Annotated in this window: 27 protein-coding genes, 1 pseudogene and 1 other annotated feature; of the genes and pseudogenes, 11 read left to right on the forward strand and 17 right to left on the reverse strand. The window is 42.4% G+C overall.

Features of this window, described 5'->3' with window-relative positions; all coding sequences use genetic code 11:
* Positions 1-18 precede the first annotated feature (18 nt).
* From RB160_RS06215 to RB160_RS06225, 3 genes are all read right to left on the reverse strand, one after another.
* On the reverse strand, positions 19-828 hold the full coding sequence (locus RB160_RS06215; RefSeq protein WP_316569364.1) for a prenyltransferase/squalene oxidase repeat-containing protein: 810 nt from the start codon (positions 826-828) through the stop codon (positions 19-21).
* A gap of 297 nt (positions 829-1,125) precedes the next feature.
* The gene (locus tag RB160_RS06220) at positions 1,126-1,914 is read right to left on the reverse strand and encodes a class I SAM-dependent methyltransferase (RefSeq protein ID WP_316569365.1); all 789 of its coding nucleotides are present in this window, start codon (positions 1,912-1,914) and stop codon (positions 1,126-1,128) included.
* Positions 1,915-2,133: 219 nt separating this feature from the next.
* Positions 2,134-2,625 (reverse strand): GNAT family N-acetyltransferase, encoded by a 492-nt coding sequence (locus RB160_RS06225; RefSeq protein WP_316569366.1) that lies wholly within the window; start codon positions 2,623-2,625, stop codon positions 2,134-2,136.
* A 273-nt stretch (positions 2,626-2,898) separates the two neighbouring features.
* Between RB160_RS06225 and RB160_RS06230 the strand changes: the two genes are divergently transcribed.
* The gene (locus tag RB160_RS06230; protein WP_316569367.1) at positions 2,899-3,747 is read left to right on the forward strand and encodes an STAS domain-containing protein; all 849 of its coding nucleotides are present in this window, start codon (positions 2,899-2,901) and stop codon (positions 3,745-3,747) included.
* A gap of 153 nt (positions 3,748-3,900) precedes the next feature.
* Here RB160_RS06230 and lepB read toward each other — a convergent pair whose 3' ends face one another.
* The 3 genes from lepB to RB160_RS06245 all read right to left on the reverse strand — a co-directional run bounded on the left by lepB (position 3,901) and on the right by RB160_RS06245 (position 5,449).
* Positions 3,901-4,440 (reverse strand): signal peptidase I, encoded by a 540-nt coding sequence (gene lepB / locus RB160_RS06235; RefSeq protein ID WP_316569368.1) that lies wholly within the window; start codon positions 4,438-4,440, stop codon positions 3,901-3,903.
* 122 nt (positions 4,441-4,562) lie between these two features.
* The gene (locus RB160_RS06240) at positions 4,563-4,784 is read right to left on the reverse strand and encodes a DUF6199 family natural product biosynthesis protein (protein ID WP_316569369.1); all 222 of its coding nucleotides are present in this window, start codon (positions 4,782-4,784) and stop codon (positions 4,563-4,565) included.
* Between the two features lie 146 nt (positions 4,785-4,930).
* On the reverse strand, positions 4,931-5,449 hold the full coding sequence (locus tag RB160_RS06245; protein WP_316569370.1) for a GNAT family N-acetyltransferase: 519 nt from the start codon (positions 5,447-5,449) through the stop codon (positions 4,931-4,933).
* Between the two features lie 275 nt (positions 5,450-5,724).
* On the opposite strand from RB160_RS06245, the gene RB160_RS06250 reads away from it, so the two are divergent.
* Entirely contained in the window at positions 5,725-6,354 is a 630-nt protein-coding gene (locus RB160_RS06250; protein WP_316569371.1) for a homoserine/threonine efflux transporter, read from the forward strand.
* 79 nt (positions 6,355-6,433) lie between these two features.
* On the opposite strand, the gene RB160_RS06255 is transcribed toward RB160_RS06250, so the two are convergent.
* The 6 genes from RB160_RS06255 to RB160_RS06280 all read right to left on the reverse strand — a co-directional run bounded on the left by RB160_RS06255 (position 6,434) and on the right by RB160_RS06280 (position 11,581).
* On the reverse strand, positions 6,434-6,931 hold the full coding sequence (locus tag RB160_RS06255) for a GNAT family N-acetyltransferase (protein ID WP_316569599.1): 498 nt from the start codon (positions 6,929-6,931) through the stop codon (positions 6,434-6,436).
* Between the two features lie 113 nt (positions 6,932-7,044).
* Positions 7,045-7,428 carry a VOC family protein gene (locus tag RB160_RS06260; protein ID WP_316569372.1) on the reverse strand — a complete coding sequence of 128 codons (384 nt, stop codon included), beginning with the start codon at positions 7,426-7,428 and terminating at the stop codon, positions 7,045-7,047.
* A 157-nt stretch (positions 7,429-7,585) separates the two neighbouring features.
* Positions 7,586-7,990 (reverse strand): hypothetical protein, encoded by a 405-nt coding sequence (locus tag RB160_RS06265; protein WP_316569373.1) that lies wholly within the window; start codon positions 7,988-7,990, stop codon positions 7,586-7,588.
* Positions 7,991-8,082: 92 nt separating this feature from the next.
* Positions 8,083-8,577, reverse strand: coding sequence for an NUDIX domain-containing protein (locus tag RB160_RS06270; protein WP_316569374.1), 495 nt, complete (start codon positions 8,575-8,577; stop codon positions 8,083-8,085).
* A 34-nt stretch (positions 8,578-8,611) separates the two neighbouring features.
* The gene (locus RB160_RS06275) at positions 8,612-9,712 is read right to left on the reverse strand and encodes a hypothetical protein (RefSeq protein WP_316569375.1); all 1,101 of its coding nucleotides are present in this window, start codon (positions 9,710-9,712) and stop codon (positions 8,612-8,614) included.
* Positions 9,713-9,907: 195 nt separating this feature from the next.
* On the reverse strand, positions 9,908-11,581 hold the full coding sequence (locus tag RB160_RS06280; RefSeq protein ID WP_316569376.1) for a glutamine--tRNA ligase/YqeY domain fusion protein: 1,674 nt from the start codon (positions 11,579-11,581) through the stop codon (positions 9,908-9,910).
* A gap of 71 nt (positions 11,582-11,652) precedes the next feature.
* Positions 11,653-11,910 (reverse strand) — a binding site (T-box leader).
* Positions 11,911-12,113: 203 nt separating this feature from the next.
* On the opposite strand from RB160_RS06280, the gene RB160_RS06285 reads away from it, so the two are divergent.
* The 3 genes and pseudogenes from RB160_RS06285 to RB160_RS06295 all read left to right on the forward strand — a co-directional run bounded on the left by RB160_RS06285 (position 12,114) and on the right by RB160_RS06295 (position 13,723).
* Positions 12,114-12,581, forward strand: coding sequence for a hypothetical protein (locus RB160_RS06285; protein ID WP_316569377.1), 468 nt, complete (start codon positions 12,114-12,116; stop codon positions 12,579-12,581).
* A gap of 131 nt (positions 12,582-12,712) precedes the next feature.
* Positions 12,713-13,081: pseudogene (locus tag RB160_RS06290) on the forward strand (NUDIX hydrolase); the annotation flags it as partial.
* 66 nt (positions 13,082-13,147) lie between these two features.
* A complete protein-coding gene (locus RB160_RS06295; RefSeq protein ID WP_316569600.1) occupies positions 13,148-13,723 on the forward strand; it encodes a class I SAM-dependent methyltransferase in 576 nt (191 codons plus the stop codon).
* 78 nt (positions 13,724-13,801) lie between these two features.
* On the opposite strand, the gene RB160_RS06300 is transcribed toward RB160_RS06295, so the two are convergent.
* Both RB160_RS06300 and RB160_RS06305 read right to left on the reverse strand, forming a co-directional pair.
* Positions 13,802-15,589, reverse strand: coding sequence for an acyl-CoA dehydrogenase family protein (locus tag RB160_RS06300; protein WP_316569378.1), 1,788 nt, complete (start codon positions 15,587-15,589; stop codon positions 13,802-13,804).
* A 383-nt stretch (positions 15,590-15,972) separates the two neighbouring features.
* Complete coding sequence (locus RB160_RS06305; RefSeq protein WP_316569379.1) at positions 15,973-17,148, reverse strand: acetyl-CoA C-acetyltransferase; 1,176 nt, start codon at positions 17,146-17,148, stop codon at positions 15,973-15,975.
* A gap of 318 nt (positions 17,149-17,466) precedes the next feature.
* On the opposite strand from RB160_RS06305, the gene RB160_RS06310 reads away from it, so the two are divergent.
* Positions 17,467-17,631, forward strand: a complete 165-nt coding sequence (locus RB160_RS06310) for a hypothetical protein (protein WP_316569380.1) — start codon at positions 17,467-17,469, stop codon at positions 17,629-17,631.
* Between the two features lie 117 nt (positions 17,632-17,748).
* Here RB160_RS06310 and RB160_RS06315 read toward each other — a convergent pair whose 3' ends face one another.
* Complete coding sequence (locus RB160_RS06315) at positions 17,749-20,124, reverse strand: 3-hydroxyacyl-CoA dehydrogenase/enoyl-CoA hydratase family protein (RefSeq protein ID WP_316569381.1); 2,376 nt, start codon at positions 20,122-20,124, stop codon at positions 17,749-17,751.
* 529 nt (positions 20,125-20,653) lie between these two features.
* Between RB160_RS06315 and RB160_RS06320 the strand changes: the two genes are divergently transcribed.
* The 4 genes from RB160_RS06320 (at position 20,654) to RB160_RS06335 (ending at position 23,824) form a co-directional block, all read left to right on the forward strand.
* Positions 20,654-21,547, forward strand: coding sequence for an HD-GYP domain-containing protein (locus RB160_RS06320; protein WP_316569382.1), 894 nt, complete (start codon positions 20,654-20,656; stop codon positions 21,545-21,547).
* Between the two features lie 20 nt (positions 21,548-21,567).
* Entirely contained in the window at positions 21,568-21,852 is a 285-nt protein-coding gene (locus RB160_RS06325) for a hypothetical protein (protein ID WP_316569383.1), read from the forward strand.
* A 246-nt stretch (positions 21,853-22,098) separates the two neighbouring features.
* Positions 22,099-22,893, forward strand: coding sequence for a GNAT family N-acetyltransferase (locus tag RB160_RS06330; protein WP_316569384.1), 795 nt, complete (start codon positions 22,099-22,101; stop codon positions 22,891-22,893).
* Positions 22,894-23,047: 154 nt separating this feature from the next.
* The gene (locus tag RB160_RS06335) at positions 23,048-23,824 is read left to right on the forward strand and encodes a hypothetical protein (RefSeq protein WP_316569385.1); all 777 of its coding nucleotides are present in this window, start codon (positions 23,048-23,050) and stop codon (positions 23,822-23,824) included.
* Positions 23,825-23,919: 95 nt separating this feature from the next.
* Here RB160_RS06335 and RB160_RS06340 read toward each other — a convergent pair whose 3' ends face one another.
* Positions 23,920-24,414, reverse strand: coding sequence for a YfbM family protein (locus RB160_RS06340; RefSeq protein WP_316569386.1), 495 nt, complete (start codon positions 24,412-24,414; stop codon positions 23,920-23,922).
* Positions 24,415-24,501: 87 nt separating this feature from the next.
* Positions 24,502-25,095: a hypothetical protein gene (locus RB160_RS06345; RefSeq protein ID WP_316569387.1), complete on the reverse strand. Its 594-nt coding sequence runs from the start codon at positions 25,093-25,095 to the stop codon at positions 24,502-24,504.
* A 233-nt stretch (positions 25,096-25,328) separates the two neighbouring features.
* On the opposite strand from RB160_RS06345, the gene RB160_RS06350 reads away from it, so the two are divergent.
* Positions 25,329-25,901: a hypothetical protein gene (locus RB160_RS06350; protein ID WP_316569388.1), complete on the forward strand. Its 573-nt coding sequence runs from the start codon at positions 25,329-25,331 to the stop codon at positions 25,899-25,901.
* Positions 25,902-25,988 lie beyond the last annotated feature (87 nt).

Here is a 25,988-nt window from a genome sequence, read left to right on the forward strand (position 1 = left end):
TAAACCTCTCTTTTGTCATTATAAATCGATCATTTTATGGTTTTTCAAAGCCTTCAAAACATCCATTGTCCAAATGCTTTTCCAAACTTTCGCCCCTTCTTCGTCGGTATTCCAATTCAAAATGAAATGGCCGTTCTCTGATTGAGTGCTGATTTCATTCTCCAAGCTTTTAATAACATGCTCCTTTATCGGAAGGAACAGTGGGCTCTCAGGTGAAGATGCAAAGAAGAATGGTTTCGCGCAATAGACGGTGGACCATTTGCTAGAGTCCGTTTCAATGATTTCCATAATATCTTTCTTTAATTTTTCCAAAATAAAAGACTTGAATAGCTCATCAATTCGAATTGCCAACCGAAACAAACTCAGCGCTTCCAGGAAGTAAAATTGCCTTGGTTCTTCCGAGGTGTGGATGGTGCTCATATTATCGATGGCATGTTCCGTAACATCCTTTAGAAAATCTTCCGGGACCAAATCCCGGTACTCATACAAGAAGCCTACTAGCTCAGCACAAGGGTTGTCCGTCCACCCCTTGCTTCTTTCGTTTGGCCTCGGATGCCAGCATCCCAGTTCATGATCATAGGAATCCATAATGTATTGCATGCCTTTTTGGACAACCTCATCACTCGAAGATGCGCCGACTTCGCTAAGGCACTGAAATGCCATACTCGTATCTATTCCATTTGGAATCGCTGAGTGGCCTTCTCCCATATTCCTGAATCCGCCGTTTTCCCCTTGATATCGCAGTAATAAGGCGACCGCGTTTTGTGGATTCCCATTCTCAAAATGAAAACGAAACAACTCCTGCTCTAAATCTCTTCCGTGATTCATAAGATAACTTCGGGCTTTTTGAAAATTTTCAAATGATAAAGTATGGACCATCATTCATTTCCTTTGATTTTTTTGTTATTAAGGGTTATTCGACAAAAAGAGATTATTTCCTCTTGTTTTCCACTTACTTAAATCAACCCTAATAAAAAGGGGTAATGGGACACGAATCCCATTACCCCTTTTGTTTCTAATTATAAATTTGGTTTTTTTACTTCATACTGCGTTTTATCAATAACAATTTTCAACAATACAGTGCGACAATCCTGCTTGGATTAATCCACCCGAACGGTTAAGCATTTATAGCATTTCTTTTCGTCCAATATACAAAAGATGTTGGCTAGTGCCCAATAAATTTTCATCCCTGCTGAGATGGTAGCATATGTCTAGCCATTTCCTGTACTCACACTCATCCAAGGAGTTGATTTCGTTTTCCTTACAGCCCAGGATATTCTCGATACCTGCAAATAGCAACTCCTTCAATCCGTGGCTGTTCATGAATTCTCTAGCTTCTCGTGGGGCAGCGAAATAAGCGGTCGTAAAGCCTTTTCCATCCTTATTTTCACCGTTTTGCAAATAATCCATCAACCCTTGGACCGATTCTATCGGATATAAGTGAGATAAGGTATCCTGAATCGGAGCATAACTTGAAATAAATGAGGCAATCATTATTCCATTTGGCTTTAATAATCTTAATGCCCCTTCAACCGCTTTTTTTCGGTCGGCTTCCTTTGTCAAATGATACAGTGGACCCATTAGAAGAATGACATCGAATGGAAGCTGAAATTCATCCAGATCCAGAGCATTCCCGTGTATATAATCCTTCAAAGTGATATTTTTCTCAAAAGATTTTCTTTTCGCAACTTCAATGTTTTTACTTGATAGATCCAATAGGGTTACATTATGGCCTTTTTCTGCCAAATACATCGCATACCGGCCTGGGCCGCCGCCTATATCAAAAATATCCAGGCTACTCCCTTTAATGAAATCATCAAGGTACCGTTTCGTAATATCAAATTCAATTCTATGGCGCTCCAGCCTTTGCCATTCGTCATATGCAGTATCGTACCAAGCCTCTATTTCATTCATTTTCTCGCCCCTCCCAAAAGGAAATTTTAAACAAATTATAACTGTTTGGGAGAGCCAATCATTCGGAAGAATATGTCGCTTTTCTTACATTTGGTTTTAACGGTTGTTCGCTTTGCTGTTGGCTAATCCCTCCTGGATTAAAGTATTAGTTAGGTAAAAAAACAGAAAGTTCCTTAGTCAACAACCTCCCCAAACGCATTTCCGTATTAATAACATAACCTAACGTTCTAGCCTCAAAATAAATTCTTCAACCTCCTGACCTCTTGCGTTGGAAAAACCCTTATCATCAGAAGTGATTATAAACCCGCACTTTTCTAATACCCTAATGGAGGCAAGGTTATCTTTAGCGGCACGGGCATAGAGCGGACGAACATTAATATGCTTCAGAAACTCTGACAATGCTCTAGTTGCAATACCTTGACCCCAGTATTCTTTCCCTATCCAGTAGCTTACAACGGGTACACCAAACAGTTCAAAGTTCGACACGTGTCCAGTGACAATGCCATTGAATAATATAGTCTTAATTGTGATGGTCTCGTCAGCGATAATTTTTGTCCAATGGTCATAAAATGCGTCCTTATCAGTTGGGTCTTTAGGTGTAAAGGCAGCCATATAGTTCGCCGTTGGATCTAATTGTTGTTCGAAAAAGATAGGAAGATCATCCGCTGTGATATCTCTTAGCTTCACTTCGCTTTTACTACTGGATTCCATATAATTCACAATCTCCTTAACATATTTTTGAATATAGATTCTTCCAAGTTTGGAGAATTTCCTTCTTCAATCCTCCTACCCCTCTTGTATAGTAACCAGTTCAACAAAAACAGCGGTTAATCCTTTCTAAATCAACACATTCGTTGGTTGGTGATACCCGTATCTTGTTATTTCATTAACAACATTCCTACTGTCTTTATATTCGTCAAAAGAATCTTGATATGTAATAATAAAAAACAGAATATTAACAAATTATTTTTGTAGGGGGACGACATGAGCGAGCGTTTAGCACTTTTAGGAGAGGCCATTGTTAATAATAAATATGACATTGCTAAAGAAGTACATAATATAAGATTTTCAAAGTTAGAGCTAACACCTGAACAAAAAAGAGAATTTCAAAAGATTGAACAGCAAATTATGCAGGTGAGGGCTGACTTTATTGAGATTTTTGGACGAGCCCTTATTGATAACAATGAACAATTATCCATTGATCGTGTTAAGGAATGGGGAGAAAGAGCGGGTAGTTTTATCTTTAATCTAGGTGCGCCTTTAGATGAGGCATTGAAAGACTCCAGCGATTATAGGAAGGTCATTTGGAAATCTATACAAGAATTCAGCTCAGACATGGATCTGTCAGCTGACTCTATTTTTAAAATCATTTCATTAATAGATCCTTTACTAGATCATGCAGTCTATTACTTTAGCTTAACTTTCGTCCATCATTTCCAACAATCCTTAAACAATGCCAAAAGGGCCTTTATGGAGTTGTCTGTCCCAATTGTTCCACTTATACCAGGAGTAGGCGTCCTTCCATTGATAGGCAATATCGATACGGAAAGAGCTGCATTGTTAATGGAAAAGACACTGGAACAGGCAAGCAAATTAAATTTACAGCATTTAATATTGGATGTATCAGGGGTACTAATCATTGATACGATGGTGGCAGATCAATTGCTAAAGGTAATAAGTGCTTTATCGCTCATCGGCGTAAAAACGATCCTTACCGGGATACGTCCAGAGGTGGCCCAAACGATTGTGAGTCTTGGGTTAAGCCTTAATCAATTAACGGTTAAATCCAATCTGCATCAAGCATTTAAAGAAATACAGTTGATCAGACAATAGAGGTAGAAAGGAGAATGGGTCCAGCTGGGGCCCATTCTATTTTATTCTCCTTAATTGTTTTTTCAATGGTCCAAAAAAGGGCCTTAATCCTTTTGGATCAAGGCCCTATTGAATAATTAAGCGCAATCACAGATGATTGCATTAGATGATTATTTAGTTCTTAATAATTTTAATTTCTGGATAAAAAACCAGTTTTGTTGTTCCTATTACTTTTTCCATCGAGATTGCCCCGATACCTCGGCTGTCTTTACTATCTATTCTGTTATCGCCCAAAACGAAAAGATGCCCTTTAGGAACTGTATCAGCACCTACTGCTGTTTCCTTTAATGTAAAAGACCCTGTTAAATGTCCGCCACCTAGTTTTTTCTTGAATTTTTCTAAGTAAGGTTCCTTATATGCCTTCCCATTTACATACAAGACATCATCTTTATATTCTATCTTGTCACCTGGGAGCCCGATTACACGTTTTATATATTGCCTACCATCAGGTGCGTGAAATACAATAATATCAAATCTTTTTGGTTCTCCAATTTTATTCACGATCATCCGATTCTCTTCTTGCAAAGTAGGTTCCATTGAAGCACCGTCAACTACAATGGGGGTAAAGATAAAAGTCCGAACAGTAAAAGCTATAAGAAGTGCAATTATTATTGTTTTAACCCATTCATACAGTTCACTCTTTTTCTTTGCCATTTACATCCTCCCTTTATTTCGTCTAACAATATAACCTGATTTTACCATAAGAAAGTTGAATAGTTATTGCTTTACACTAAAAAAGACGCCTAATTCATGCTCTCTAGTAAAACTCCTTTTTGTTAGAAAATGTTTGTTACCAATACGATTGTAAGCACAACTAATGAAACAATTGCCGCTATTTTGGTGTATCGGATTGCCCCTTCACTTATTTCTGGCTCTTCTTTAAACATCCATCTTCTACCGAACAACATACTTTCTTCCGGATAAAAATATGTCAAAATTAAAAGTACATATATCGGTACTGAAAAGACAATCAACAAATAGATATCAGCTATATCCACAGCATCATCCCCTAATAGTTGTTCAATACTATACGTATGAAATTCCAGATGGATTCATTATTCTTTCCATTTGATAAATGAAAGAAGTTCAACAAAAAATGCGGCAATCCTTCAGGGATCCCCGCATCTTGTTAGTCGAATAATTCCTAATTTCTTTTTAAAGATTTTTGATATTTGCTGTGGCCGTCCGTTAAATCGACAAGTTCAAATCCATTATTCATATAAAAATTATTTAATTTTATATTTTCAGCAACACAATCCAATCTAAGATATTCTTTGTCACTTGCATTGTTTTGTATCCAGGCCAAAATACTTTTGCCTAACCCTTTCTTCATATAGGCTGGGAGAATAGCAAGCCTATGCAGGTAAAGTGTTTTTGAGGAATTATCCTCTCCCCAAATATCCCTGTCCCATTCACTTTGTTCAGATAAGAGAGTAAATGTAGCCACAATATCGTTATCTTTCAAAACAATATACGTTTCATGATTGGATATGGCTTGTTCAATCTCTTCATCGTCACCTCCTTCTAACAAAAACCTCCACTGGTTTATTTCATTATCCTTCATCCATTGAGCAATTCTTTTTAACATTTTAATAACTTCGCTGCTATCGTCCTTCGTAGCAATTTTTATATCGAACCCTTCAAGGCCTTCAATGTAAGCCATATTCATTTGCTCCTTTTATCTTAAGGTATGATTCATTTGTTAGGAAACACTTTACAAATATGTCACTTTAGTTAATACACTTCGCCTCCTATTCAGTAAAACTTTGATTCTTTAATGTATCGAAAAAACTTTCTTTTATAACCCCTTCGGAATAAAATGGCTGCTCTCTTAGTAACTATTATTTTAACAAAATTGTTGGGTACTTCTTAATTCTCTGATATACTCATTTAAATTAGTTCTCAGAGTAGCCACTCTAAAAAGAAAGGGGAATAAATATGGATAGCTTACTTACATACATTTCAATTGTTGCCATGATGGTTGTTATACCTGGTGCAGATACAATGCTCCTGGTGAAAAACACCCTCGGTTACGGTACAAGGGCTGGACGCTATACGGTTCTTGGAATGGCAACAGGACTTTCTTTTTGGACGCTAATTGCCATTCTTGGATTATCTGTAGTCATTGCCAAGTCCGTCATTCTTTTTAGTACAATTAAATATTTGGGAGCTGCTTACTTAATTTATTTGGGAATTAAAAGTTTTTTTTCAAAAAGTACGTTTTCTTTAGAGGAAATCCAAGGACAAATAAATGCACCTACCCAGTCTTCGAACCGGAAAAATAAAGAGTCATTTATGCAAGCATTACTTAGCAATGTCCTTAATCCAAAGACTGTTTTGGTTTATATCACAGTGATGCCTCAATTCATCGATTTGAACGGAAATGTCAATCAGCAATTGATTGTGTTGGCATCCATCCTTACATCACTCGCTGTAATATGGTTTCTAATCCTTGTGTATGTAATGGATTACGCAAAAAAATGGTTGAATAGCTCCAAATTCCAGAAAGTATTCCAAAAATCCACTGGCTTAATTTTAGTAGGTTTCGGGGTTAAAACCGGGATTTAACTTGTATTTAGTGCACATTTCACCGTTCAGGCAACTGAACGGTTTTTCTTTTTCCTCGCATTACTACTCAGGGGGGCAATTAATCCATATTCTCCCTTAATTTGACCATGTTGAACCAGCGTACTCCGCCATGCTGCGATTCTGACAGGCCATGGTTAAAGAATCCATATTTTTCATAAAACGGCACCAAATCCTGTTTGCACGTTAACGTGATTCCTTCTCGATCATTTTCTTCTACAAGCTGTTCCATTTTATTAAGCAAGATTTTTGCGATGCCTTGGTTCCTTGCCTGTTTGGACACAGCTAATCCTAGGACGCTCTGAAAGCCTCCACTTTTCGGATTCTCTGTAATTTTTTCAAAGAGGTCGTCGGTTATGTAAGGTTGATTAATTATAGGACCATTAATATATCCAAGGATTTCCCCATCCTTTTCCGCGACGATAAATGTATCAGGTATCAACCGAATCCTCTCCACAAATGCATCTTTCGTGGCCGCTTCCTCTTTTGAAAACCCTTCGTTCTCAATATGTAAAAGCTGTTCTAAATCTGTAGGTTGAACATTTCTCAAAGAAATCATTTTCGCCATAAACTCCTTCCTAACTATAGGTTTATTATCCTTTTTACTAGTTAGTTGTTCAACAAAAAAAAAGCCGCCCTAGGGACAGCCATTTGCTCAAACAAAGAAATCATTTACTTTTGGGCGATTTGAATCAGGTTGCCGCATGTGTCGTCCAGGACAGCTATGGTGACTGGCCCCATTTCAGTCGGCTCCATCGTAAACTTCACGCCTTTTTCCGTTAATCGAGCGTATTCTTTACGAACATCCGCAACCCCAAACATAGTTGCTGGGATGCCATCGGCGAAAATCCTCTCTTGAAACTCCTTGGCGGCAGGATGGTCATTGGGCTCCAGTAAAAGCTCGGTACCATCTGGGTTATCGGGAGAAACGAGCGTAATCCATCTATATTTGCCTGCGGGCACGTCTGTCTTTTTAACAAACCCAAGCTTTTCAGTATAAAACTCCAGGGCCTTGTCTTGATCTTGGACGAATACACTTGTAACAATTATGTTCATACTTTGTTGCCTCCTTATAATAGTTGTGAAGCAAAAGGGGCAGCAACTTACTGCCCCTTTTCGTTTTTGTTTCTTTTAGCATGATAACATACTTATTTGCTTCGATGCGGATTCGGGTAGCTTGGCGCTTTTGGCGATGAGGTTTATTGAAGCAAGGCTAATTAATATGTTCTTCCGTTTCCCTTATTATCATCCATTTTCCGTTAATTCGTTGCCAATTTTCAATAGTAAATAATCTTGCCAAGACTTCTTCATCTTTTACAATAAGCTGTTCGTAAAATACCACAGTATTTTCGTTATTCCTTAAGCGAATAACCCTGTTCTCAAACCTCTTATTTGCACCCAAGAAGTGTTTAACCGATTGTTCCATGCCATTTACCGCTTCCTGTTTGGAATATATAATCGGTTTTTCATTTCCACTTCTAAAAAAAGCAACATAATAATCTTCCGCCATTCTCTCTACTGAAGACGTGTCACCTGAACTCATTGCATCGTTCCAATCCCGGATAAATTCATCATGCACTTCAGTGAATTCTTTTAAACGATCCTGTAATTCTAGCATTGCAAACCCTCGCTTTCAATTTTGTTAAAAGTCTAAAATTCAAATTCCTTTTATGTATCTCATTAACAATCTTTAGTAGCCCAAAAAGGGGGTTATTGAGAATTTAATATTAAAGCATCATGTAAGATTATTTTTGAAAGCTCATGATCGTTTAAGACGAATGGCACTTCGGAGGGTTCGACCCAGACTCGGAAAAGGGATTCATGTTCACGCAGAAAAGGCAAACATTCAACTATATCCATTCTGAAAAAAGCCTGATATCCTATTAAAGGGTATTTTCCATTTGGATCGAACGATGGATTTTCTTCATGGCTTACTTCGATAGAACCTATGTATGATATCGTTCCCTTTACATATCCTTCTTCGTAGGCCTCCCTTACTATCGTTTCCTCCACTTTCTCCCCTGCCTCAAGGTGCCCACCTGGATAATTAAAACCTCTATCATTTATATGAGCCAATAAAACCTTACCATCCTTCATGCACACTGCATGAACACTTGTAATTTTGGTAGACTCAGTCAGTACCATCCGGGGAATCCAGGTAAGTTTTACATGATGTCCACCCCAATTAACATAAATCGTCCGCATCAATTTGTCCCCTTGTTTTGAAATGATTTAAGAACTAAAAATTCCTTGAAAGAATAAAAAGTTCTCTTTCCTCATGTTTGTTATATATCGCTACCTGATATGTATTTCCTTTATTTACATTTAAACCAGATACAATTAATTTGTTTTCATCTAATTCAGGTAGTTCTATTACCGTATTAGAGATAATGTCTTTATAATAAGGTTCCCCCTCATTGCTCATATAGCACTCCACGATGCTGTCATTGCTAATAAGTGCCCACCCATTAAACTTTTCGCCTACAAAATTAGTTAAAAAGCTTTCTGAATTAATCAATTTTACCGTAATAATGCTATAGAAGATTCCTGCAGATTCTTCTAACTCTATTAGCTTTCTTTTGATAACACTTCCATCAGAATCAATAGTAAAGATAAATAGCATATTTTCTTTAAAACCAATTAGCGTTGAATTTTCTTTAAAACTCAATCTCACTCCAACTACATCATCCATGTCATCCAGTTCCAGATACCGTTCCTGAATAATATGGCCCTTTAAATCTACAACACGGTGCAGTACTCTCCCTTTATCCCATCCAATCAATTGGATGTTTTTTTGTTCAATTAAAGCATTATTGTTTGGTGGATTGGGAATTTTGACTATTTCCCTCTTTATAATGGAATCCCCCATAAATTCCAGTTTCAAAAGTTGATCTGGCTTGTCTCCAAAAAGATTTCTATTGTAAAACAACACTGTGTTATTACTATTTCCTATCCAGTCACCGACAAAGGAACGGTATTTTTGAACCTTTCCCAAAACGTGACGGTTTAATAGTGGAATGACTAGCTCTCTTTCATCGATAGCATCAAGAATGCAGCACCATATAGTGTTGTTTGGCGCAATAAATACTTTGGGTAAAATTCCTTCTGTTTCCTTGATTACTCTCACAATTTTACCCAGTGGATCCATTTCCATATATACAACGTTATGGAGTTCATTAATGTTTACTCTCAAGGAATATAGAAAGTTATTATTAAATAAAGAAATATTATCGGCGTGGACAAGCTTTTCTTTTGCTGTTATTTTTATTAATCTACCAAAAGAATTGGCATACTTATCAATCGTGAACAAATTAGAAACATCTTGAAGTTCTTTTAACATAAATCAATAGTCTCTCCTTTTCCTTTAACCTCGTTTAACATTCCTTCGCCTCCACTTCGTCATTTAACCATTTTTCCTTCCTCAATTATTCAACAATTGGAAGCGTTAGTCCTTCTGGTGCATATGAAGAATAATTATTAACGTGGGCCCAGAAAAATGAAGCAGGGTATACGTCCCCTGCTTCAGTGCCCCTTTTTATCCTTGTTTTCCCTTCCAGGAATCCTTCAGTGAGACGATGCGATTGAAAACCAACTTTTTGTCTGTTGAGTTTTTATCTAAACAAAAGTATCCGTGCCGGAAAAACTGATACCGATCCTCCATGGTTGCGTTTAGGATAGAGGATTCGATTTTGCATTTTTTTAGGACAATCTTGGACAATGGATTAATTTTTTCATTCCATGTTTTTTCGGGATCCTTTACGATTTCTTCATTTTCAAATAATTTATCGAACAGGTTTACTTCAGCGGAAACACAGTTTTCGGCTGATACCCAATGGATCGTGCCCTTCACTTTCCTTCCGTTAAAACCAGTTCCACTTTTCGTTATTGGATCGTACGTACAAAGAAGTTCAATTACCTCCCCTGTATTCTCATCCTTGATCACTTCATTGCACCTAATAATGTAGGCTCCTTTTAGGCGAACTTCCTCATTCGGGGACAATCGTTTATAACCTTTTGCGGGAACTTCCATGAAGTCGTCTTTTTCAATATAAATGACTTTTGAAAAAGGCACTTTCCTACTGCCCAGTTCAGGATTCTCTCCATTGTTTTCAATCGATAAAAGTTCGGTCTGGGTTTCATCATAATTCGTTATTGTAACTTTAAGGGGATTTAGGACAGCCATTACACTATTCACTTTCGTTTTTAGCTGGCTGCGCTGTATGCTTTCAAGCATCGCAAAGTCAACTATGCTCTGGTGCCTCACAAAGCCGATTTCATTCACAAACGATTGGATGCTTTCGGGAGTGAAGCCTCTCCGTCTAAGGCCTCTTAATGTTGGCAGCCTTGGATCATCCCACCCATCAACGAAGTTTCCTGCAACCAGCTCCCGCAAATACCGTTTACTTGTGACAACACCTGTTATGTTCACTCTGCCAAATTCCCTTTGTTTTGGAGGTTCCTCTGTTCCCAGTTCGTTTAGAACCCATTCGTAAAGCGGGCGATGGTCCTTGAACTCAATGGAACACAATGAATGGGTAACGCCTTCAATCGCATCCTGGATCGGATGGGCAAAATCATACATTGGATAGATGCACCAATCGCTCCCTGTTCGATAGTGGTTTGCATGGATAATCCGATAAAGAATCGGATCCCTTAAGTTCATATTTGGCGACCCCATATCGATTTTTGCCCTTAACACTTTCGAACCGGTCGGGAATTCGCCATTTTTCATTTTTAAAAATAGTTCAAGGTTTTCCTCAATTGGCCTGTTTCGATAAGGGCTTTTTTTACCCGGCGCAGTCAAAGTCCCTCGGTATTCCTTGATTTCTTCAGGTGACAATTCGCAAATGTACGCTTTGCCCTTTTTAATCAAATGAATCGCCGCGTTAAATAGATCATACGAATAATCCGAGCCATAAAATATCCGATTGCCTGGGGAATAGCCCAACCAATTGATATCCTCAATAATTGCATTCACATATTCGATATCTTCTTTTAATGGATTGGTATCATCGAAGCGAAGGTTGAATTCCCCATTAAATCGTTTGGCAATCATATAATTCATATTAATTGCATAGGCGCTTCCGATATGAAGATAACCGTTTGGCTCGGGCGGAAATCTTGTGCAAACATTCCTCTTATACGCACCATTCCGAACATCTTCGTCCACAATCTTTTCAAGACTATTGTAGGTTTCATCGTTATTCATCGTTATCCCTCCGTTTTAAAAAGTTGAACTTTTTTTCCAATAAAAAAATCCCACCCCCAAGACGATTCAGCCTTGGGGGCGAGATTTATGATTCGCGGTGCCACCCCAGTTCGATAATATGTCTCCATATTATCCTCTTCGGGTACGGTATCAATTGATACTTATACCCTAGCTCTATAACAGGAGCTCCTGCCACACTATCCCTTCCAAGGAAGTTCCAATGTGAATGCTCAGAGTCTTGGTTCGATAAACAATTCTTGCTCCTTTTCAGCACCCGGAGCTCTCTGTGAAGAATTCGTATTATCTACTCTTCTCGTCATCGCGATTACAGTATTTGGATTTTAAATTATTCAATATCATAGCAAAGTCATTAGGGGTTGTAAAGATTGTTTCTTTCCGTATTGTTCTCTTCTTTTTTGGAATTTATGATAAATGGCGAGCCAGACCGTTTTCCCCGAGTTTATTCATTCGAAATTACCCTTCAGCTTTGTCGAATTATGGTAAAATTGTATAGAGATAGGGGGAGGTTCGGGTGAGGAAAAAAAGCGTAGTGGTATTTATAATCAGCTTGCTTTTAATCGTATTCCTGATAGATTGGTATACCGGTAAGAAAGTAAGTATTTCAATGAATAAGGATGTTCAATTGCAAGAGATCGTTATTCAAAAGGGAATAGGAAATCTTTCAGACATAAAAAATAGAACAGTTAAAAACCCTCAAAAGGCAGAGGAAATCTTATCGATGGTTGAAGGCTTAAAAGTTAAGGAAGCCAAGGAAAAAGTTCGTATTGAGTCGCCGGATACGTATATGTTCAGCTTCCATACAGGGGACGACTCGGAGAGAGGGGAAATGGTGCCCTATTCTTTTTTTGTGCTAGGTGACGGGACATTCATCTTTACACACGAGGATGTCGACAAACCATTAGAAAATCCTCTCGTCACAACTTCAAAGCATAAAGAATTGCTGGATGAAATAAGACAGCACGTTGGTTTGAACTTTTAACATTGGCTCAGGTTAATAGATTGTTGTGTATTTAAATATCAGAGAAAGCAATGACAAGGCATACATGAAGATTTTTTCCGTAAAAATAATACAGCTAGCTAAATTGTACATGGGCGGGGAAGATTTAAATTATGGATTTCATTACATTTGGGCTTAAAGAAGAAGGTATCGATTATATAAAAAGGCCTGCTGTTTATTGTTTAATGTTTGATAGCAGGATGGAGAAAATCGCCCTTATCCAAACAGGTGATCATAAGTATTTTCTGCCTGGTGGCGGGATAGAAAATAATGAAACACACGAAGAATGTTTAAAAAGGGAAGCCCTTGAAGAAATGGGAATGGATATTGAGATTGGCCAGTTTTTAGGATGTGCCCAAAGATATTTTTATTCGACAAATGAATTTAAATATTACCTTAGCGAAGGTTATTATTATTTATGTGAAACTGGTAAGCAGGTAAGTAAACCAACAGAAGAAGATAACTTTCTTGTATGGATAGAACCGATTAAAGCCATAAAAATTTTATTCCACGAACATCAAAGTTGGGCGGTTCATAAAGCATTAAGTATGAAACAGCGGGATTTTAAACAGAAAGAAATTAAGCTGGTAATTGGTGCGGGGGAGTATAATAATAATCCAGGCTGGCATCATTCACAGGAAGATGATTTAAATTTATTAGACGAAAATACATGGCACGACAAGTTCAATAAAAGTTCATTAACAGCTATTCTGGCTGAACACGTTTGGGAACATCTTACTTATGAGGAAGGTCTAGTGGCGGCAAAAATATGTTTTAACTATCTAAAACCTTTTGGCTATATTCGCTGTGCAGTACCTGATGGTTATTTTTCAGATGAATCTTATCAAAATATTGTACAAGTCGGAGGGCCTGGCCCAAATGACCACCCCGCGGCAAGCCATAAAATAGTTTACAATTATAAGATATTAACCAAAATGTTTGAAAGTGCTGGATATAAAGTTAAATTGCTTGAATACTGTGATGAGGAGGGGAATTTTCATCAAAATGAATGGTATGGATTTGATGGTGTAATTTTTCGTTCCAAGAAGTATGACCCTCGAAACCACGATAAACTTGTTTTTCCCTCTCTCATTATTGATGCTGTGAAGCCCTACCATACTTAAAAGATAATAAAGCCTCCTTGTTTATGTAAATACAAAACCCCACTCTGCCTTTTCGGTAAAGTGGGGTTTTTTAATCTATTAGACTACATATTTCTCGGCTTCGATGAGGCGGTCGGCGGCTTGGCGTTTCTTGGCGATGACGTTGATTGGCGTGTGGCGCGTGAATTTACGGAGTGCAGACATGAGCATCCTCAGGGTGTCGCCTTCTTCGGTTGCGACGAGTGTTTCTTTTGCGTGCTGCTCGATTTCGTTGAATGCTTCCTGGCAGAAGATTTGAGTGTACAGTAGTTTCTGCCTGGATTTTTCAAGGCCTGATTTGGCGATTGCCTTTTCAGTCCTGAGTACCACCGATTCCATTGCGTAGGCGTTGGAGATGATATCGGCGATGTTGACGAGGATTTCCTGCTCCTGCTCAAGGGCTTTGCCATATTTTTGCGCGGCGAGGCCGGCTGCAAGAAGACCGATCTTCTTCGCGTTTCGGACGAGATGCTTTTCTTGCTCGAGCGGCTCGTCACCCGGTTCTTCCGGCATCATCATCATGAGTTCTTCCTGAAGCTGCTGGGCTTTTTGGAAAAGCGGAAGCTCGCCTTTCATTGCTTTACGGATATAGGTGCCTGGGACGAGCAGGCGGTTAATTTCGTTCGTTCCTTCGAAAATTCGGTTGATGCGGGAGTCGCGGTAGGCCCGCTCGATTTCGTATTCGGCCATGTAGCCGTATCCGCCGTGGATTTGGACGCCTTCGTCGACGACGTAATCGAGTGTTTCGGTGCCGAAGACTTTGTTAAGCGAGCATTCAATCGCGTACTCGGCGATTGATTTTGCGACTTGGAGTCCGTCCTTCGCTTCCTCCGCGGTGAGGCGTCCCATCTGGTCCTCGAATAGGCCGACTGTCCGGTAGACAGAGCTTTCGGCTGCATAAATTTTCGAAGCCATTGTCGCGAATTTTTCCTTTGTCAGGTTGAATTGCGAGATTGGCGTTTTGAATTGCTGTCGCTGGTTCGCGTACTCGATTGTGATTTCGAGTGCGCGCTTTGCTCCGCCGACGACGCCGACGCCGAGCTTGTAGCGGCCGATGTTCAGGATGTTGAAGGCGATGATGTGGCCGCGGCCCGCTTCGCCTAATAGATTTTCTTTTGGAACCTGTGCATCCTGTAGGATAAGTGTCCGGGTTGATGAGCCTTTGATGCCCATCTTCTTTTCCTCGGCTCCAACGGATACTCCTGGGAAGTCGCGCTCGACGATGAATGCCGAGAAGTGCTCACCGTCGATTTTTGCATAGACGATGAAAACATCGGCAAAGGCAGAGTTGGTGATCCATTGCTTCTCGCCATTCAGAACGTAATGCGTTCCTTCGTCGTTCAGTTTTGCGGTTGTTTTCGCGCCGAGTGCATCAGATCCGGAACCCGGCTCGGTCAGGGCGTATGCCGCCAGTTTTTCGCCAGTTGCGAGGTCTGGCAAGTATTTTTGCTTTTGGTCCTCGTTTCCGAAAAGAACGATTGGCAGTGAACCGATTCCGACATGGGCACCGTGGGAGATTGAGAAGCCGCCGGCACGAGCCATTTTTTCGGCGATAAGGGCGGAACTGATTTTATCAAGAGCAAGGCCGCCGTACTCTTCCGGGACGTCGGCTCCTAGAAGGCCAAGTTCGCCTGCTTGCTTAAGCAGCTTGACGGAGCGGTCGAACTCGTGGTTTTCGATGTGTTCAATATGCGGCATGACATCTTTTTCGATGTATTCTTCGGTGGTTTTGGCAATCATTTTATGCTCGTCGGTGAAATCTTCAGGGGTAAAGACACGGTCATACGGTACGTCTTCGATTAAAAAGCTGCCGCCTTTAATTGATTCGCCGAGCTGGTTGGTCGTCATTGTGATTCCTCCGTTTCTTTTTAAGAAAAGTTTGTTTGGTGGTTGGGGCGTGACTTTGTTGGGATTGGGTCTGAGTTGAGTTGGGTTGGGTTTTGGGTTTGGGTTTGGGTTTTGGGTTTTGGGTTTGGCTGCCCCGAGTTGGTGTGTTTTTTGTACTTTGTTCGTTTGGGTGCTAGTAGCTGCTAGCTTTTATGAACCGGGTTTATGGATTTATGAACCGGGTTATGCGATTTATGAACCGATTCTTAAATTTATGAACCGGTTTTGCACTTTTATGAACCGATTTGAAGATTTATGAACCTGGCCGCTGTACCAGCTTGGTTCAAATTCTTTTTAAACAAGCCATCCCCGGCGCACCGGGGTGGCTGAAATCGTTTGTCCGGCTAAAGCAGTTCGAATACTCCGGCTGCGCCCATGCCGCCGCCGATGCACATTGTGACGACACCAAATTGTTCGTTGCGGCGCTTCAGTTCGTGGATTAGGGATAATGTGAGTTTTGCGCCTGTGCAGCCAAGAGGGTGGCCGAGTGCAATCGCGCCGCCGTTCACGTTGACTCTATTCTCATCAAGGTTCAGCTCGCGGATGACCTGGATTGCCTGAGAGGCGAAAGCTTCGTTCAGCTCGAACAGCGAAATGTCGCTTACTTCGAGGCCGGCGAGCTTAAGCGCCTTCGGGATGGCGACGACCGGGCCAACGCCCATAATTTCCGGCGGCACTCCCCCAACAGCGAACGACCTGAATTTTGCGAGCGGCTTCAGGCCTAGGGATTCGGCTTTTTCTCGCTCCATGACCATGACTGCGGCTGCACCGTCGCTTGTTTGCGAGGCGTTCCCAGCTGTGACGGTTCCGTTCAGTGCAAATGCCGGGCGCAGTTTTGCGAGTGTTTCAAGATTCGTATCAGGGCGAACGCCTTCATCCTGTGCGAACTGGAACGTCTTTTCCTTCAGCTTGTTGTCGCTGCCGACTGAACGGACAGTAACATCGACCGGGACGATTTCATCGTTGAACTTGCCTTCCTGAAGGGCGCGAGCGGCGCGTTCGTGGCTGCGGACGGCGAATTCATCTTGATCGCGGCGGGTGACGCCGAACTTTTCTGCGACTTTTTCTGCGGTATGGCCCATGCTCATGTAATATTGCGGGGCCGTCTCGGCGAGCTTTACATTCGGGCGGGTGACATGGCCCATCATCGGCACCATGCTCATCGATTCCGCCCCGCCGGCAAGTATCGTGTCTGCGTAACCGAGCATGATTCGCTCCGCGGCGTAGGCGATTGACTGCAGACCGGACGAACAATAGCGATTGATGGTGATGGCCGGGACTTCATACGGGAGCCCGGCCAGGCCCGCGATGTTACGCGCCATGTTCAAGCCCTGCTCCGCTTCCGGCATCGCGCAGCCGATTATGACATCGTCTATGTTTCCTTCGTAATTGCCGGCCCGCCTCAAGGTTTCCTTGATGACGAGCGCTCCGAGGTCGTCGGGGCGAACCTGGGCGAGCGAGCCCTTCTTCGCTTTTCCGACCGGGGTGCGGGCTCCGGCAACGATGACCGCTTCTCTCATTGGGTTCCCTCTCTTTCGTTCTAGTGTTCTATTAATCTGGTGGTTGGTTGATTATCAACGGGTTTAGCGCGTTTATCACATTTATCGGTAATTGAAGACGGCTTATCAGTAAATGGCTGCTGTTTATCAGCAAATTGCAGTAGTTCATCAGTAAACAGCAGAGGGTTATCAGCATTCGCCGACCATTTATCAGTATTTAGTTGATTCCTGAGTTACCCGCCAATTTGTTAACGAAAAGCCAGCTTTATTGATGGTAACTCACTGATGAAATGCATCCTTTACCAAGTTCACTAGGTCCAACCGGGTGTTAACGGTTCGATGCGTATATCAGTAATTGAAAACCGTTTATCAGTAAGTAGCTACGATTTATCAGTAAATGGCGATAGTTTATCAGTAAACGGCGGTGGTTTATCAGTAATTAAACGCGCTTTATCAGCAATTGGTTTTATCAGTATTCGCGCCACTTTAATTTGGTCAGATTAAACGAGTATATCCGCCAGCTTGTAAACGAAAAGCCGGTTATATTGATTGCGATTCACGAAGCTGTTTCACTTGTAAACTGGTTGGTTATTAAAATCTAAATCCTTCCCCTGCTTCATCTTAGTTACGCAGTGGCTTGCCTTTTAGGAGCATATGCTGCATGCGCTGCTGGGATTTTGGTTCGGCGAGGAGGCTTAGGAATGCTTCTCGCTCTAAATCCAGCAAGTATTGTTCGTCGACTTCGGTGCCGAATGGGACTTTTCCGCCGGCTAGTACGTAGGCGAGTTTTTTGGCGATTTTCATGTCGTGTTCGGAGATGTAGCCGGATAGCTGCATCGCCTGTGCGCCAAGGATGAGTGCCGCGTAGCCAGTTTCGCCGACGACCGGGATTTTCTTTCGGACTGGCGGTTTGTAGCCCTGTTCATGGAGGGCGAGGACCGCTTGCTTCGCATCGTAAATCTGGTGCTCCGGGTTGACGGATATGCCATCGGATGGCCTCAGGAAGTTGAGTTCGCCGGCTTCGTCGCCTGATGTTGAGACTTTTGCCATGGCGATTGTTTCGAATACTTTGAAGGCAACTTTCATTAAGTCGAAATCGACGCCTTTCGGGAGTGCGTTCAAATACCGGAGATAAAGCTCCTTGTTTCCGCCTCCGCCCGGGATGAGTCCTACGCCGACTTCGACGAGGCCCATGTACGTTTCCATCGATGCCTGGATGTGGGCGCAAGGCAGGCTGACTTCGGTTCCGCCGCCGAGTGTCATTTGGAATGGTGCCGCGGCGACTGGCTTCCTTGAGTATTTGATTTTCATCATTGTATTCTGGAACTGGCGGACGACCATGTCGAGATCGTAAAAGTTATCGTCTTGGGCTTCCATTAGAATCATCGCGATGTTCGCGCCGACGCAGAAGTTTTTTCCCTGGTTACCGATGACGAGCCCCTTGTAGTTTCTTTCAACCTCGTCGATCGACCAGTTGATCATCTGGAGAATGTCAGGCCCGATTGCATTGTTCGGCGAATGGAATTCGAGCAGCGCGACGCCGTCCCCGATGTCGATCAGGCTTGCGCCGGAGTTCTTTTTGATAACGCCTTTTTCCTCTTTGATTTGTTTCAGGTCAATTGCTTTCGGGTTCACTTCAAGCGGTTTGTATTCACCGTTATGATAGTACGTATTGTTTTTATAAAAAGAAGTATGTCCTGCTGCAAGCATATCCTCGATCCATTGCGGGATTTGCTCGCCCTGTTCCTTCATTTTCGCGACGGCGCGCTCAACGCCGATCGCATCCCATGTTTCAAATGGGCCCTTCTCCCAGCCAAAGCCCCATTTCATCGCGCGGTCAATCGACGGGATGTCGTCGGCAATTTTTCCAAGAAGCTCGGCGGAATAGAGCAGGACCGGGCTAAAAATGTTCCATAGCAGGTCTCCGGCTCGGTCGCCCTTTGCGTATACAAGCGTTTTCAATTTATTCGCTGAGCCTTTTTCCTGCTTGGCAAGCTCGGTGGCCTGTGTCTTTAGCTTCTTTCGCGGGCCATACTCAAGAGTATTTGGATCAAGTTCGAGAATATCTTTTCCTTCTTTTTTAAAAAAGCCCTGTCCGGACTTGCTGCCGAGCCAGCCGTTTTCAAGCATTTTCAACATGACCGGAGGAACGTCGAATACTTCCTTTTCCTCGCCTTGTGCCTGGTCGTAGACGTTTTTTGCGACGTGGACGAACGTGTCGAGGCCGACAATATCCAGTGTTCGGAAGGTTGCGGATTTCGGGCGTCCGATGAGCGGGCCAGTGACAGAATCGACTTCGCCGACCGAGTAGCCGCCCTTCAGCATTTCCCTTAAGGTAACGAGCAGGCCGTACGTGCCAATGCGGTTCGCAATGAAGTTTGGCGTATCTTTCGCGATGACGACCCCTTTGCCGAGCACATCTTCGCTGAACGTTTTCATATAGGTGAGGACTTCTGGGTCGGTGTGCTGTGTCGGGATGATTTCAAGCAATTTTAAGTAGCGCGGTGGATTGAAGAAATGGGTGCCAAGGAAGTGTTTTTGGAAGTCCTCGGAACGGCCTTCCGCCATCGCTTCGACCGAGATGCCGGATGTGTTCGAGCTGACGATGCTGCCCGGCTTCCGGTGCTGGTCGACTTTTTCAAAGACTTGCTTCTTTATGGTGAGGTTTTCGGTGACGACTTCGATGATCCAGTCGGCTTCCTTGAGGCGGGCTAGGTCGTCTTCCAGGTTTCCGGCTTCGATGAGGTTCAGGTTTTCTTTGACGGTGAGCAGGGCCGGCTTTTGCTTGAGCAGCTTTTGGAGTGCTTCTGCCGCGATGCGGTTGCGGACTTGTTTGTCCTCAAGTGTCAGGCCTTTCGCCTTTTCGGCGTCGTTTGGCTCGCGCGGGACGATATCGAGCAAGAGTGTCGGGATTCCGATGTTGGCGAGATGGGCGGCAATTCCCGAGCCCATGACCCCCGAGCCAAGCACGGCAGCCTTTTTAATCGGTTGAATCACAAGTGTCTCCCCCTTCGGCAAAATTTGAATGAATACTCATTCATTTTTTCAGCAAAAAAAATTGCACTGGAAAATAATGAGTTCTGCTACCTCTAATAATAAAATATTTTGAAAATTAGCGCAACAAATAAGTGATGCTGGTGCAACAGGGACGGATCTGATTCACTCTGTTGTCCTAAACCGATATGGGAGAGTTTCTTAAAGAATTCTGCCTAATCGGGCATTAATAATGCCTAATTAGGAAGTTTTAATGCCTAACAGGTAATTAACTGCCTATTGGAAGACCATTTCTCTCTTAATTTAGATGGTTGAGAAAAAACGTCCCCTGCTTCACTTTGCTTCTATCATGCATCTGAAGATTCGGATTTGGCGAGTTTTTTGGAGGTGGTTTATTTTTTGGAATACCCCCTGTTTTTACTGTAATAATAATGGTATTATATTCATTATTTAACAATTTTTTTGACAGTAATCACCCCTTTTCTACATGGTTTTCTTTCAAAATTAAAAGGGTTTGGAAGTGGGGATTTGTATGAACATCGTGAAGAAAAATCCGCTTAATAAAGTGATGATGAAAAATATGGAACTCTCCCTGCTCGCATCCGGGGACGGGACGGAGATCATTCTCCATAAACTGTATGCTGGCGCTCGCTGGGCGATGGCACCTGCTGATGACTGGACGGCTCTTGAGCATCTGACTGTTATGTCGGGGCGGTTGTTGATGGCGTCGTCCGCCGGGGAAGTCGTGCTGGAGCATGGTGATTCGGTGAATGCCTGCCCGGTGAAGGAGCACATGATTTTCACAGCCGAAACGGAAGTGGAGTTTTTATATGTTACCTCTCAGCCGCAGTTCCATTTTTATAGTAATTCGGTGAAGGATATGATGGACCTCGCCATCCGTGTGGAGGAGAAGGATGGCTATACGTCCCACCATTGCGACCGAATCAAGGAACTGTCGATGAAGCTCGGCAAAGTGATGGGAATGGATTCGGATGAGCTTTATATTATGAATTTGGCCGGCTTTTTGCATGATATAGGTAAAGTCAAAGTTCCGGATAAAATCTTAAATAAGCCTGGAAAGCTGACGAACGAAGAGTATGACATTATCAAAATGCACACTGTTTGGGGAAGAGAAATTTTAGCCGAAACGGACAATCCAGATTTAATCAAGGCCGGCGAAATTGTGGAACAGCATCACGAGCGCTTTGACGGGTTGGGCTACCCTCATCAGCTGAATGGCCGCGAAATCCGGACAGAGGCTGCGATTATTACTGTAGTGGATGCGTTTGACGCGATGACGACCGACCGCGTGTACAGGAAAGGGATGACCCGTGAAGAGGCCTTTGAGGAATTGTCCCGTAATAAAGGCACCATGTTCCATCCGGACGTCATAGATGCGTTTTTTTCAATTTTAAAAGAAAGCTAACTTGAAAGGAGGTGATTTGCATGAAGAGACTTATATTGGTTATGACGCTTGCGTTCGCACTACAAACCGTATTCGCGGGGACGGCGGGAGCTGCCTACTTAAGTGGGTCCGACAAGACCATATCGATTAAAACCGGCCTTAAACTTCCTTCATTGAAAACTGCCGATACGACATTCCAGCTTCAGGAATCTGTACATACTGGTTTAACTGATGCAACAGGCGTAGAAGTCGACCACTATTACTATTGGATCGAGGTAGACGGCCAGCCTGTTTTGGCACTCGACCCTGCCAAGCCGATGTTCTAAGAACATGAGGCAGAATCCGAGTTTCATTTTGGGAGTTTGAAGCGAGGACGGATCTATCCGCTGCTTCATATTTAAAAAAGAAGTAATAATGATAGGGGTAAATCCCGGTATGAATCATTCATTTGAGAAGGCTACTCGTAGTCTTCTTTTTTAGTTGTCAATTTCTTGTCACGCTAACGGGGGAGTTTTGAAAAATTTTAATTGGTATAATTAGTTTTAAAGTTTAACTGAATAAGAGGGATTCTAATGATTTCTCATCGATTGCTTACACACGAAGCTGTTAGTCAAATAATCGGTACGATAGATAGTGACAAGCATCTGTTATTTTATAGTTATTTAAGCCAGCGAAAAGAAAAAGCTCAATTTGTCGGTCAATTTGTAGACAGCAATCTCATGGCTGTCCTTGCCTACCTAAATGAACTGTCCTTTCCCGCTTTCTCTTTTCACCGTATAAACGAGGAAAAAGTCTTTTTCCCGGAACTCGTATCTTTTACACGGGATACTTTTCAACTTGAGAAAAATGCTATTTGTGGAACAATTCTCTGCCCAAGTGATCTTCAACTTTTTCATTCCTTTGGCCTCATCGCAGGCAGACCGAAAAAGTTTTTTACGATGAAGCATCAAGATGAGTCGAAACTGCTAACATCGGATATAGCGAAACTGGTCAAAGATGAGGAGTTTCCCCAGGTAATGGATTTTTTGTGTAAAGGAGGTATGAGATTTTTTACACAGAGCGAACTTGAGAAGTGCCCTTTCCTCGGCATTAAGAATGGTGGAGATTTTATTGCAGTTGGTGGCTTCCATTTTTATGATTCTCAGCTTGTAGAGCTTGGAAACATTGTTACGCGGGAGGATCACAGAGGAAAAGGAATCGCTAAACTCCTAACGAGCCAGCTCACTCACCTGGGCAAACAGCTTTCATCTAATGTTTATTTGGGAGTATTGGCAGAAAACATTCCTGCTGTTAAGGTGTATGAAAGCTTGGGCTATCAAATTGTATCCGAGCAAGTAATTGTCGACTTTACGTTGGCTTTATCATGAGGCAGGAGTAAGTATCCTGCCTCATTAATTATATCTGCCACCTGCATTTTTCGCTTACCGAAAAGAAATACGCCATTTTACTACTGAAGCTTGAGGTACGTCCCCTGCTTCACTGCATGGTAAAATTAAGTAAACATTTTGAGGAGGGGTTCGGTTGGTTCCACCAGATTCTTTATTAAAGGTTTGGCAGTTGTTTGATGGGTTTCCTATGGAAACATTGACAAAGGCTTGGTTTTATAATCAGCCATCGGGGCGCAGGCAGCGGACTGTTCGTGAGATGATTGAGCACAGAAGCCGATTTGGCACGAGTGGAAACTGTTTCGATTTAGCGATTTGGCTTTTGCATGAATTGAAGGATGTCGGGATTGAAGCGCATGCGATTGGCTCAGACTTCGGTACCCCCGAAGCCCATGTCGGGGTTCTTGCCTATGTCGATGGGTACCGCTATTTGTGCGACCTTGGGGACCAATGGATCCTCCCAATTTTAATCGACAGCTCGAGTCCGGATTTTGCACGGGAACCTGTATCCGGTTTTTTCCCGGCAGCGAACGTGCAAGTCAGTTCTTCTGCAACTGACTTTGAGATTACGTATCATCGTCCTAACGGAAAGATTAGCCGCCAGAGTTACTCCTTAAGTAAAATTAAAGAAGACGAGCTTTTTGAAGCCGGCCACTATTCACAAAATTTATTAAGCCCACCTCTATGCGAAATGCGGGTACACAGCGAAGATGAGGTCCAGCATTGGGAATTTTACAATTGGGGCAGTTTTCTAAGCACAAATGCAGGCTTATTTCATGACTCTCCATTAACTTCGAATGAAGAATGGAGTGAACGGATTTACACTAGGACAGGGATTAGCCCCTCCGTTGTTCGGCCGGCGCTTGAGCTTTACGCTTCTATTGTAAAAGGTTCAAATGGCTATAATAGGTAAAAAAGTGGAAGCCTTCGTTTGGAAGGCTTCCTTTACAAATAGGATGAAAAAAGATTTTCACCTATACTAATTGTATTTTTCACAAAAAACGGCCCTTATTGAATCAACATCAGCATGCCTTCGTTGTTGTTTGCCGCGGTTTCGTAATAGCGGAGGAGGAAGTCGTAGTTTTCGACGAGATACGCTTTGTCGTCTTCGCTCCATTTTTTGTGCATCGGGTAGATTCCGTGATCGCTCAGCTTCTTCGGATCAAATCGGCTGGCAAACTCATCCGGAGAAATCTCTTTTAATTCGTTGTAAATGTCCGCAACCTCATCGGGTTCAAAATAACGGAGCGGTCCGTAGCCATAGTCCTCGCCAAGTTCGTGTCCGCCAAGCACTGCCCTGCCAATATGCCCGTCAGCTGGCTCATCCAGGTCTGCCACTCCGCTCAATAAAAAGTAAATGCCATGCCACGATTTATCGATGTCGAGCTCAAGCTCCTCGATTTCTTCCATTTCAAAAATCAGGTCCGCCGCCTCGTCCGGATTTGCTTTTAAAACCTGCAGCGCCTTGGGAGAAACCCTAAAAAAACTAGCAATCATGCCCATCACTCACCACTCCTCAAGCTATCTTTCCCATAAGAATAGCACATTATGAAGCAGTTTGAAGGAAGGATGGATTCCTCATTGACACTTTTACAACTCATCGTAATTATCGGTTATCGTTACCTTGTTTTCCCGCAGCATATCCATTAATCCGGCTCGGAATGGAATTATATTTTTATGATGCGGCAATTCAAACACGCGGTTATCCTTTGTGATGAATTTGTATGCCTTGGTCTTGGTCATCCCTTTTTCATTTGCGTATATTTCCTTTACCTCTTTTATTTCATCCCATCGGAACGTCTCGACCGATTTATAACTGCTTAGTTCGTTTGAATGAATCCCTTCTTTGTCAAGGTAATAATAGTTCTCGATGCTGAACATGAAGAATGGGATGCTAAGCGGGATAAACAAAAGCGACAGCCACTTAAGCTTCCCGAGCTCAAATTTCTTTTTAGTTATCACAAAGACCAGCAGGACAAGTGCAATCCACATCATTCCTACCCCGAACGTTACGTAAGATGATGGCGGGGTCTTGAAATACATAATTTCCTTTGTGTTGTAGAGCGCTTTCTGGATGAGATTAACAAGAATAAATGGCATGAATAGGCTTCCTATGAATAGCATGATGGAAATGACCAGTATGTACTGCGAAGTTTTTCTCTCTATACCTGCAAGATTTATCATTTTTCCGCCCCCTTTTAAAATTTGTCCTACGGTTTATTGCTGGCTAATGTGTCCTCCCCTCGTAAAGTTTTGCTAAATTCCGAATTATGGTAAAATTATAACATATATTACAAATTTTTAAATCTTTACTTTGAAAATCAGAATACCCCCTGTTCTACTTTTCTCCTCTTCTTTTTTCCGAAAAATGAAGCAAACGATACTTCCCCAGTTTCACCGTATTTAGGAGGGATTGAATGGTTAAGAGGTTTTGTGTTTTTGCTGCTTGTTTGGCTGTTGGGGTCTTTATGATTACGGTTGGTTCCTCGGTGAGCTATGCTTGCAAGTGTGCGGATCTGCGACCTGTAGGAGAAGAGTTTGAAAAGTCGGCTGCCGTTTTCACGGGAAAAGTCATTGGCATTAAAGAGGAAAAAGGGGTTGGATCTACTTCTCCAACTGAAAAAGTTCTTTTTGAGGTTAGTGGCACGTGGAAAGGCGTTTCAGAGTCCCAGGTTATTCTCGAGTTCATTCAAACTTCATGCAGTATTGATTTTAATGAAGGTAAAGAGTACTTGGTCTACGCCAAGGAAAATCCCGATTTTAAAAATAAGGAAGTGTTAACCTCCGAGGTATGTAACAGGACTGTGGAAGTGGAAAAAGCCCATGAGGATTTAACATTCCTCGGTCAGGGTGATTCCCCAGTGAAACAGGTGGATCTCCGGAAAGAGATGGAGAGGCCAGTGCCAGTCCGTACCCTTCTGATGTGGCTTCCAGTGGTGGGGGTTGCAGGAATTGTCGGCTTGTTCATTTGGAAAGGGGCTAAAGAGTAACAGGAAGTGTAAGGCTTCGTTCCCTATTCGAAATGTGTAGGAGTATTTTTAAAATAGCTTTTAGAACCATGCGGTAGGAGGAGTGCC

The organism is Neobacillus sp. YIM B06451 (assembly GCF_032667185.1).
Classification (GTDB): domain Bacteria; phylum Bacillota; class Bacilli; order Bacillales; family Cytobacillaceae; genus Bacillus_D.

What these genes read in the sequence shown, in the direction of transcription:
- RB160_RS06215 (WP_316569364.1), bottom strand. Translation starts at nt 828, where the DNA reads ATGAATCACGGAAGAGATTTAGAGCAGGAGTTGTTTCGTTTTCATTTT.
- RB160_RS06220 (WP_316569365.1), bottom strand. Translation starts at nt 1,914, where the DNA reads ATGAATGAAATAGAGGCTTGGTACGATACTGCATATGACGAATGGCAA.
- RB160_RS06225 (WP_316569366.1), bottom strand. Translation starts at nt 2,625, where the DNA reads ATGGAATCCAGTAGTAAAAGCGAAGTGAAGCTAAGAGATATCACAGCG.
- RB160_RS06230 (WP_316569367.1), top strand. Translation starts at nt 2,899, where the DNA reads ATGAGCGAGCGTTTAGCACTTTTAGGAGAGGCCATTGTTAATAATAAA.
- lepB (WP_316569368.1), bottom strand. Translation starts at nt 4,440, where the DNA reads ATGGCAAAGAAAAAGAGTGAACTGTATGAATGGGTTAAAACAATAATA.
- RB160_RS06245 (WP_316569370.1), bottom strand. Translation starts at nt 5,449, where the DNA reads ATGGCTTACATTGAAGGCCTTGAAGGGTTCGATATAAAAATTGCTACG.
- RB160_RS06250 (WP_316569371.1), top strand. Translation starts at nt 5,725, where the DNA reads ATGGATAGCTTACTTACATACATTTCAATTGTTGCCATGATGGTTGTT.
- RB160_RS06255 (WP_316569599.1), bottom strand. Translation starts at nt 6,931, where the DNA reads ATGATTTCTTTGAGAAATGTTCAACCTACAGATTTAGAACAGCTTTTA.
- RB160_RS06260 (WP_316569372.1), bottom strand. Translation starts at nt 7,428, where the DNA reads ATGAACATAATTGTTACAAGTGTATTCGTCCAAGATCAAGACAAGGCC.
- RB160_RS06265 (WP_316569373.1), bottom strand. Translation starts at nt 7,990, where the DNA reads ATGCTAGAATTACAGGATCGTTTAAAAGAATTCACTGAAGTGCATGAT.
- RB160_RS06270 (WP_316569374.1), bottom strand. Translation starts at nt 8,577, where the DNA reads ATGCGGACGATTTATGTTAATTGGGGTGGACATCATGTAAAACTTACC.
- RB160_RS06275 (WP_316569375.1), bottom strand. Translation starts at nt 9,712, where the DNA reads ATGTTAAAAGAACTTCAAGATGTTTCTAATTTGTTCACGATTGATAAG.
- RB160_RS06280 (WP_316569376.1), bottom strand. Translation starts at nt 11,581, where the DNA reads ATGAATAACGATGAAACCTACAATAGTCTTGAAAAGATTGTGGACGAA.
- RB160_RS06295 (WP_316569600.1), top strand. Translation starts at nt 13,148, where the DNA reads ATGAAACAGCGGGATTTTAAACAGAAAGAAATTAAGCTGGTAATTGGT.
- RB160_RS06300 (WP_316569378.1), bottom strand. Translation starts at nt 15,589, where the DNA reads ATGACGACCAACCAGCTCGGCGAATCAATTAAAGGCGGCAGCTTTTTA.
- RB160_RS06305 (WP_316569379.1), bottom strand. Translation starts at nt 17,148, where the DNA reads ATGAGAGAAGCGGTCATCGTTGCCGGAGCCCGCACCCCGGTCGGAAAA.
- RB160_RS06310 (WP_316569380.1), top strand. Translation starts at nt 17,467, where the DNA reads ATGCGTATATCAGTAATTGAAAACCGTTTATCAGTAAGTAGCTACGAT.
- RB160_RS06320 (WP_316569382.1), top strand. Translation starts at nt 20,654, where the DNA reads ATGAACATCGTGAAGAAAAATCCGCTTAATAAAGTGATGATGAAAAAT.
- RB160_RS06325 (WP_316569383.1), top strand. Translation starts at nt 21,568, where the DNA reads ATGAAGAGACTTATATTGGTTATGACGCTTGCGTTCGCACTACAAACC.
- RB160_RS06330 (WP_316569384.1), top strand. Translation starts at nt 22,099, where the DNA reads ATGATTTCTCATCGATTGCTTACACACGAAGCTGTTAGTCAAATAATC.
- RB160_RS06340 (WP_316569386.1), bottom strand. Translation starts at nt 24,414, where the DNA reads ATGGGCATGATTGCTAGTTTTTTTAGGGTTTCTCCCAAGGCGCTGCAG.
- RB160_RS06345 (WP_316569387.1), bottom strand. Translation starts at nt 25,095, where the DNA reads ATGATAAATCTTGCAGGTATAGAGAGAAAAACTTCGCAGTACATACTG.
- RB160_RS06350 (WP_316569388.1), top strand. Translation starts at nt 25,329, where the DNA reads ATGGTTAAGAGGTTTTGTGTTTTTGCTGCTTGTTTGGCTGTTGGGGTC.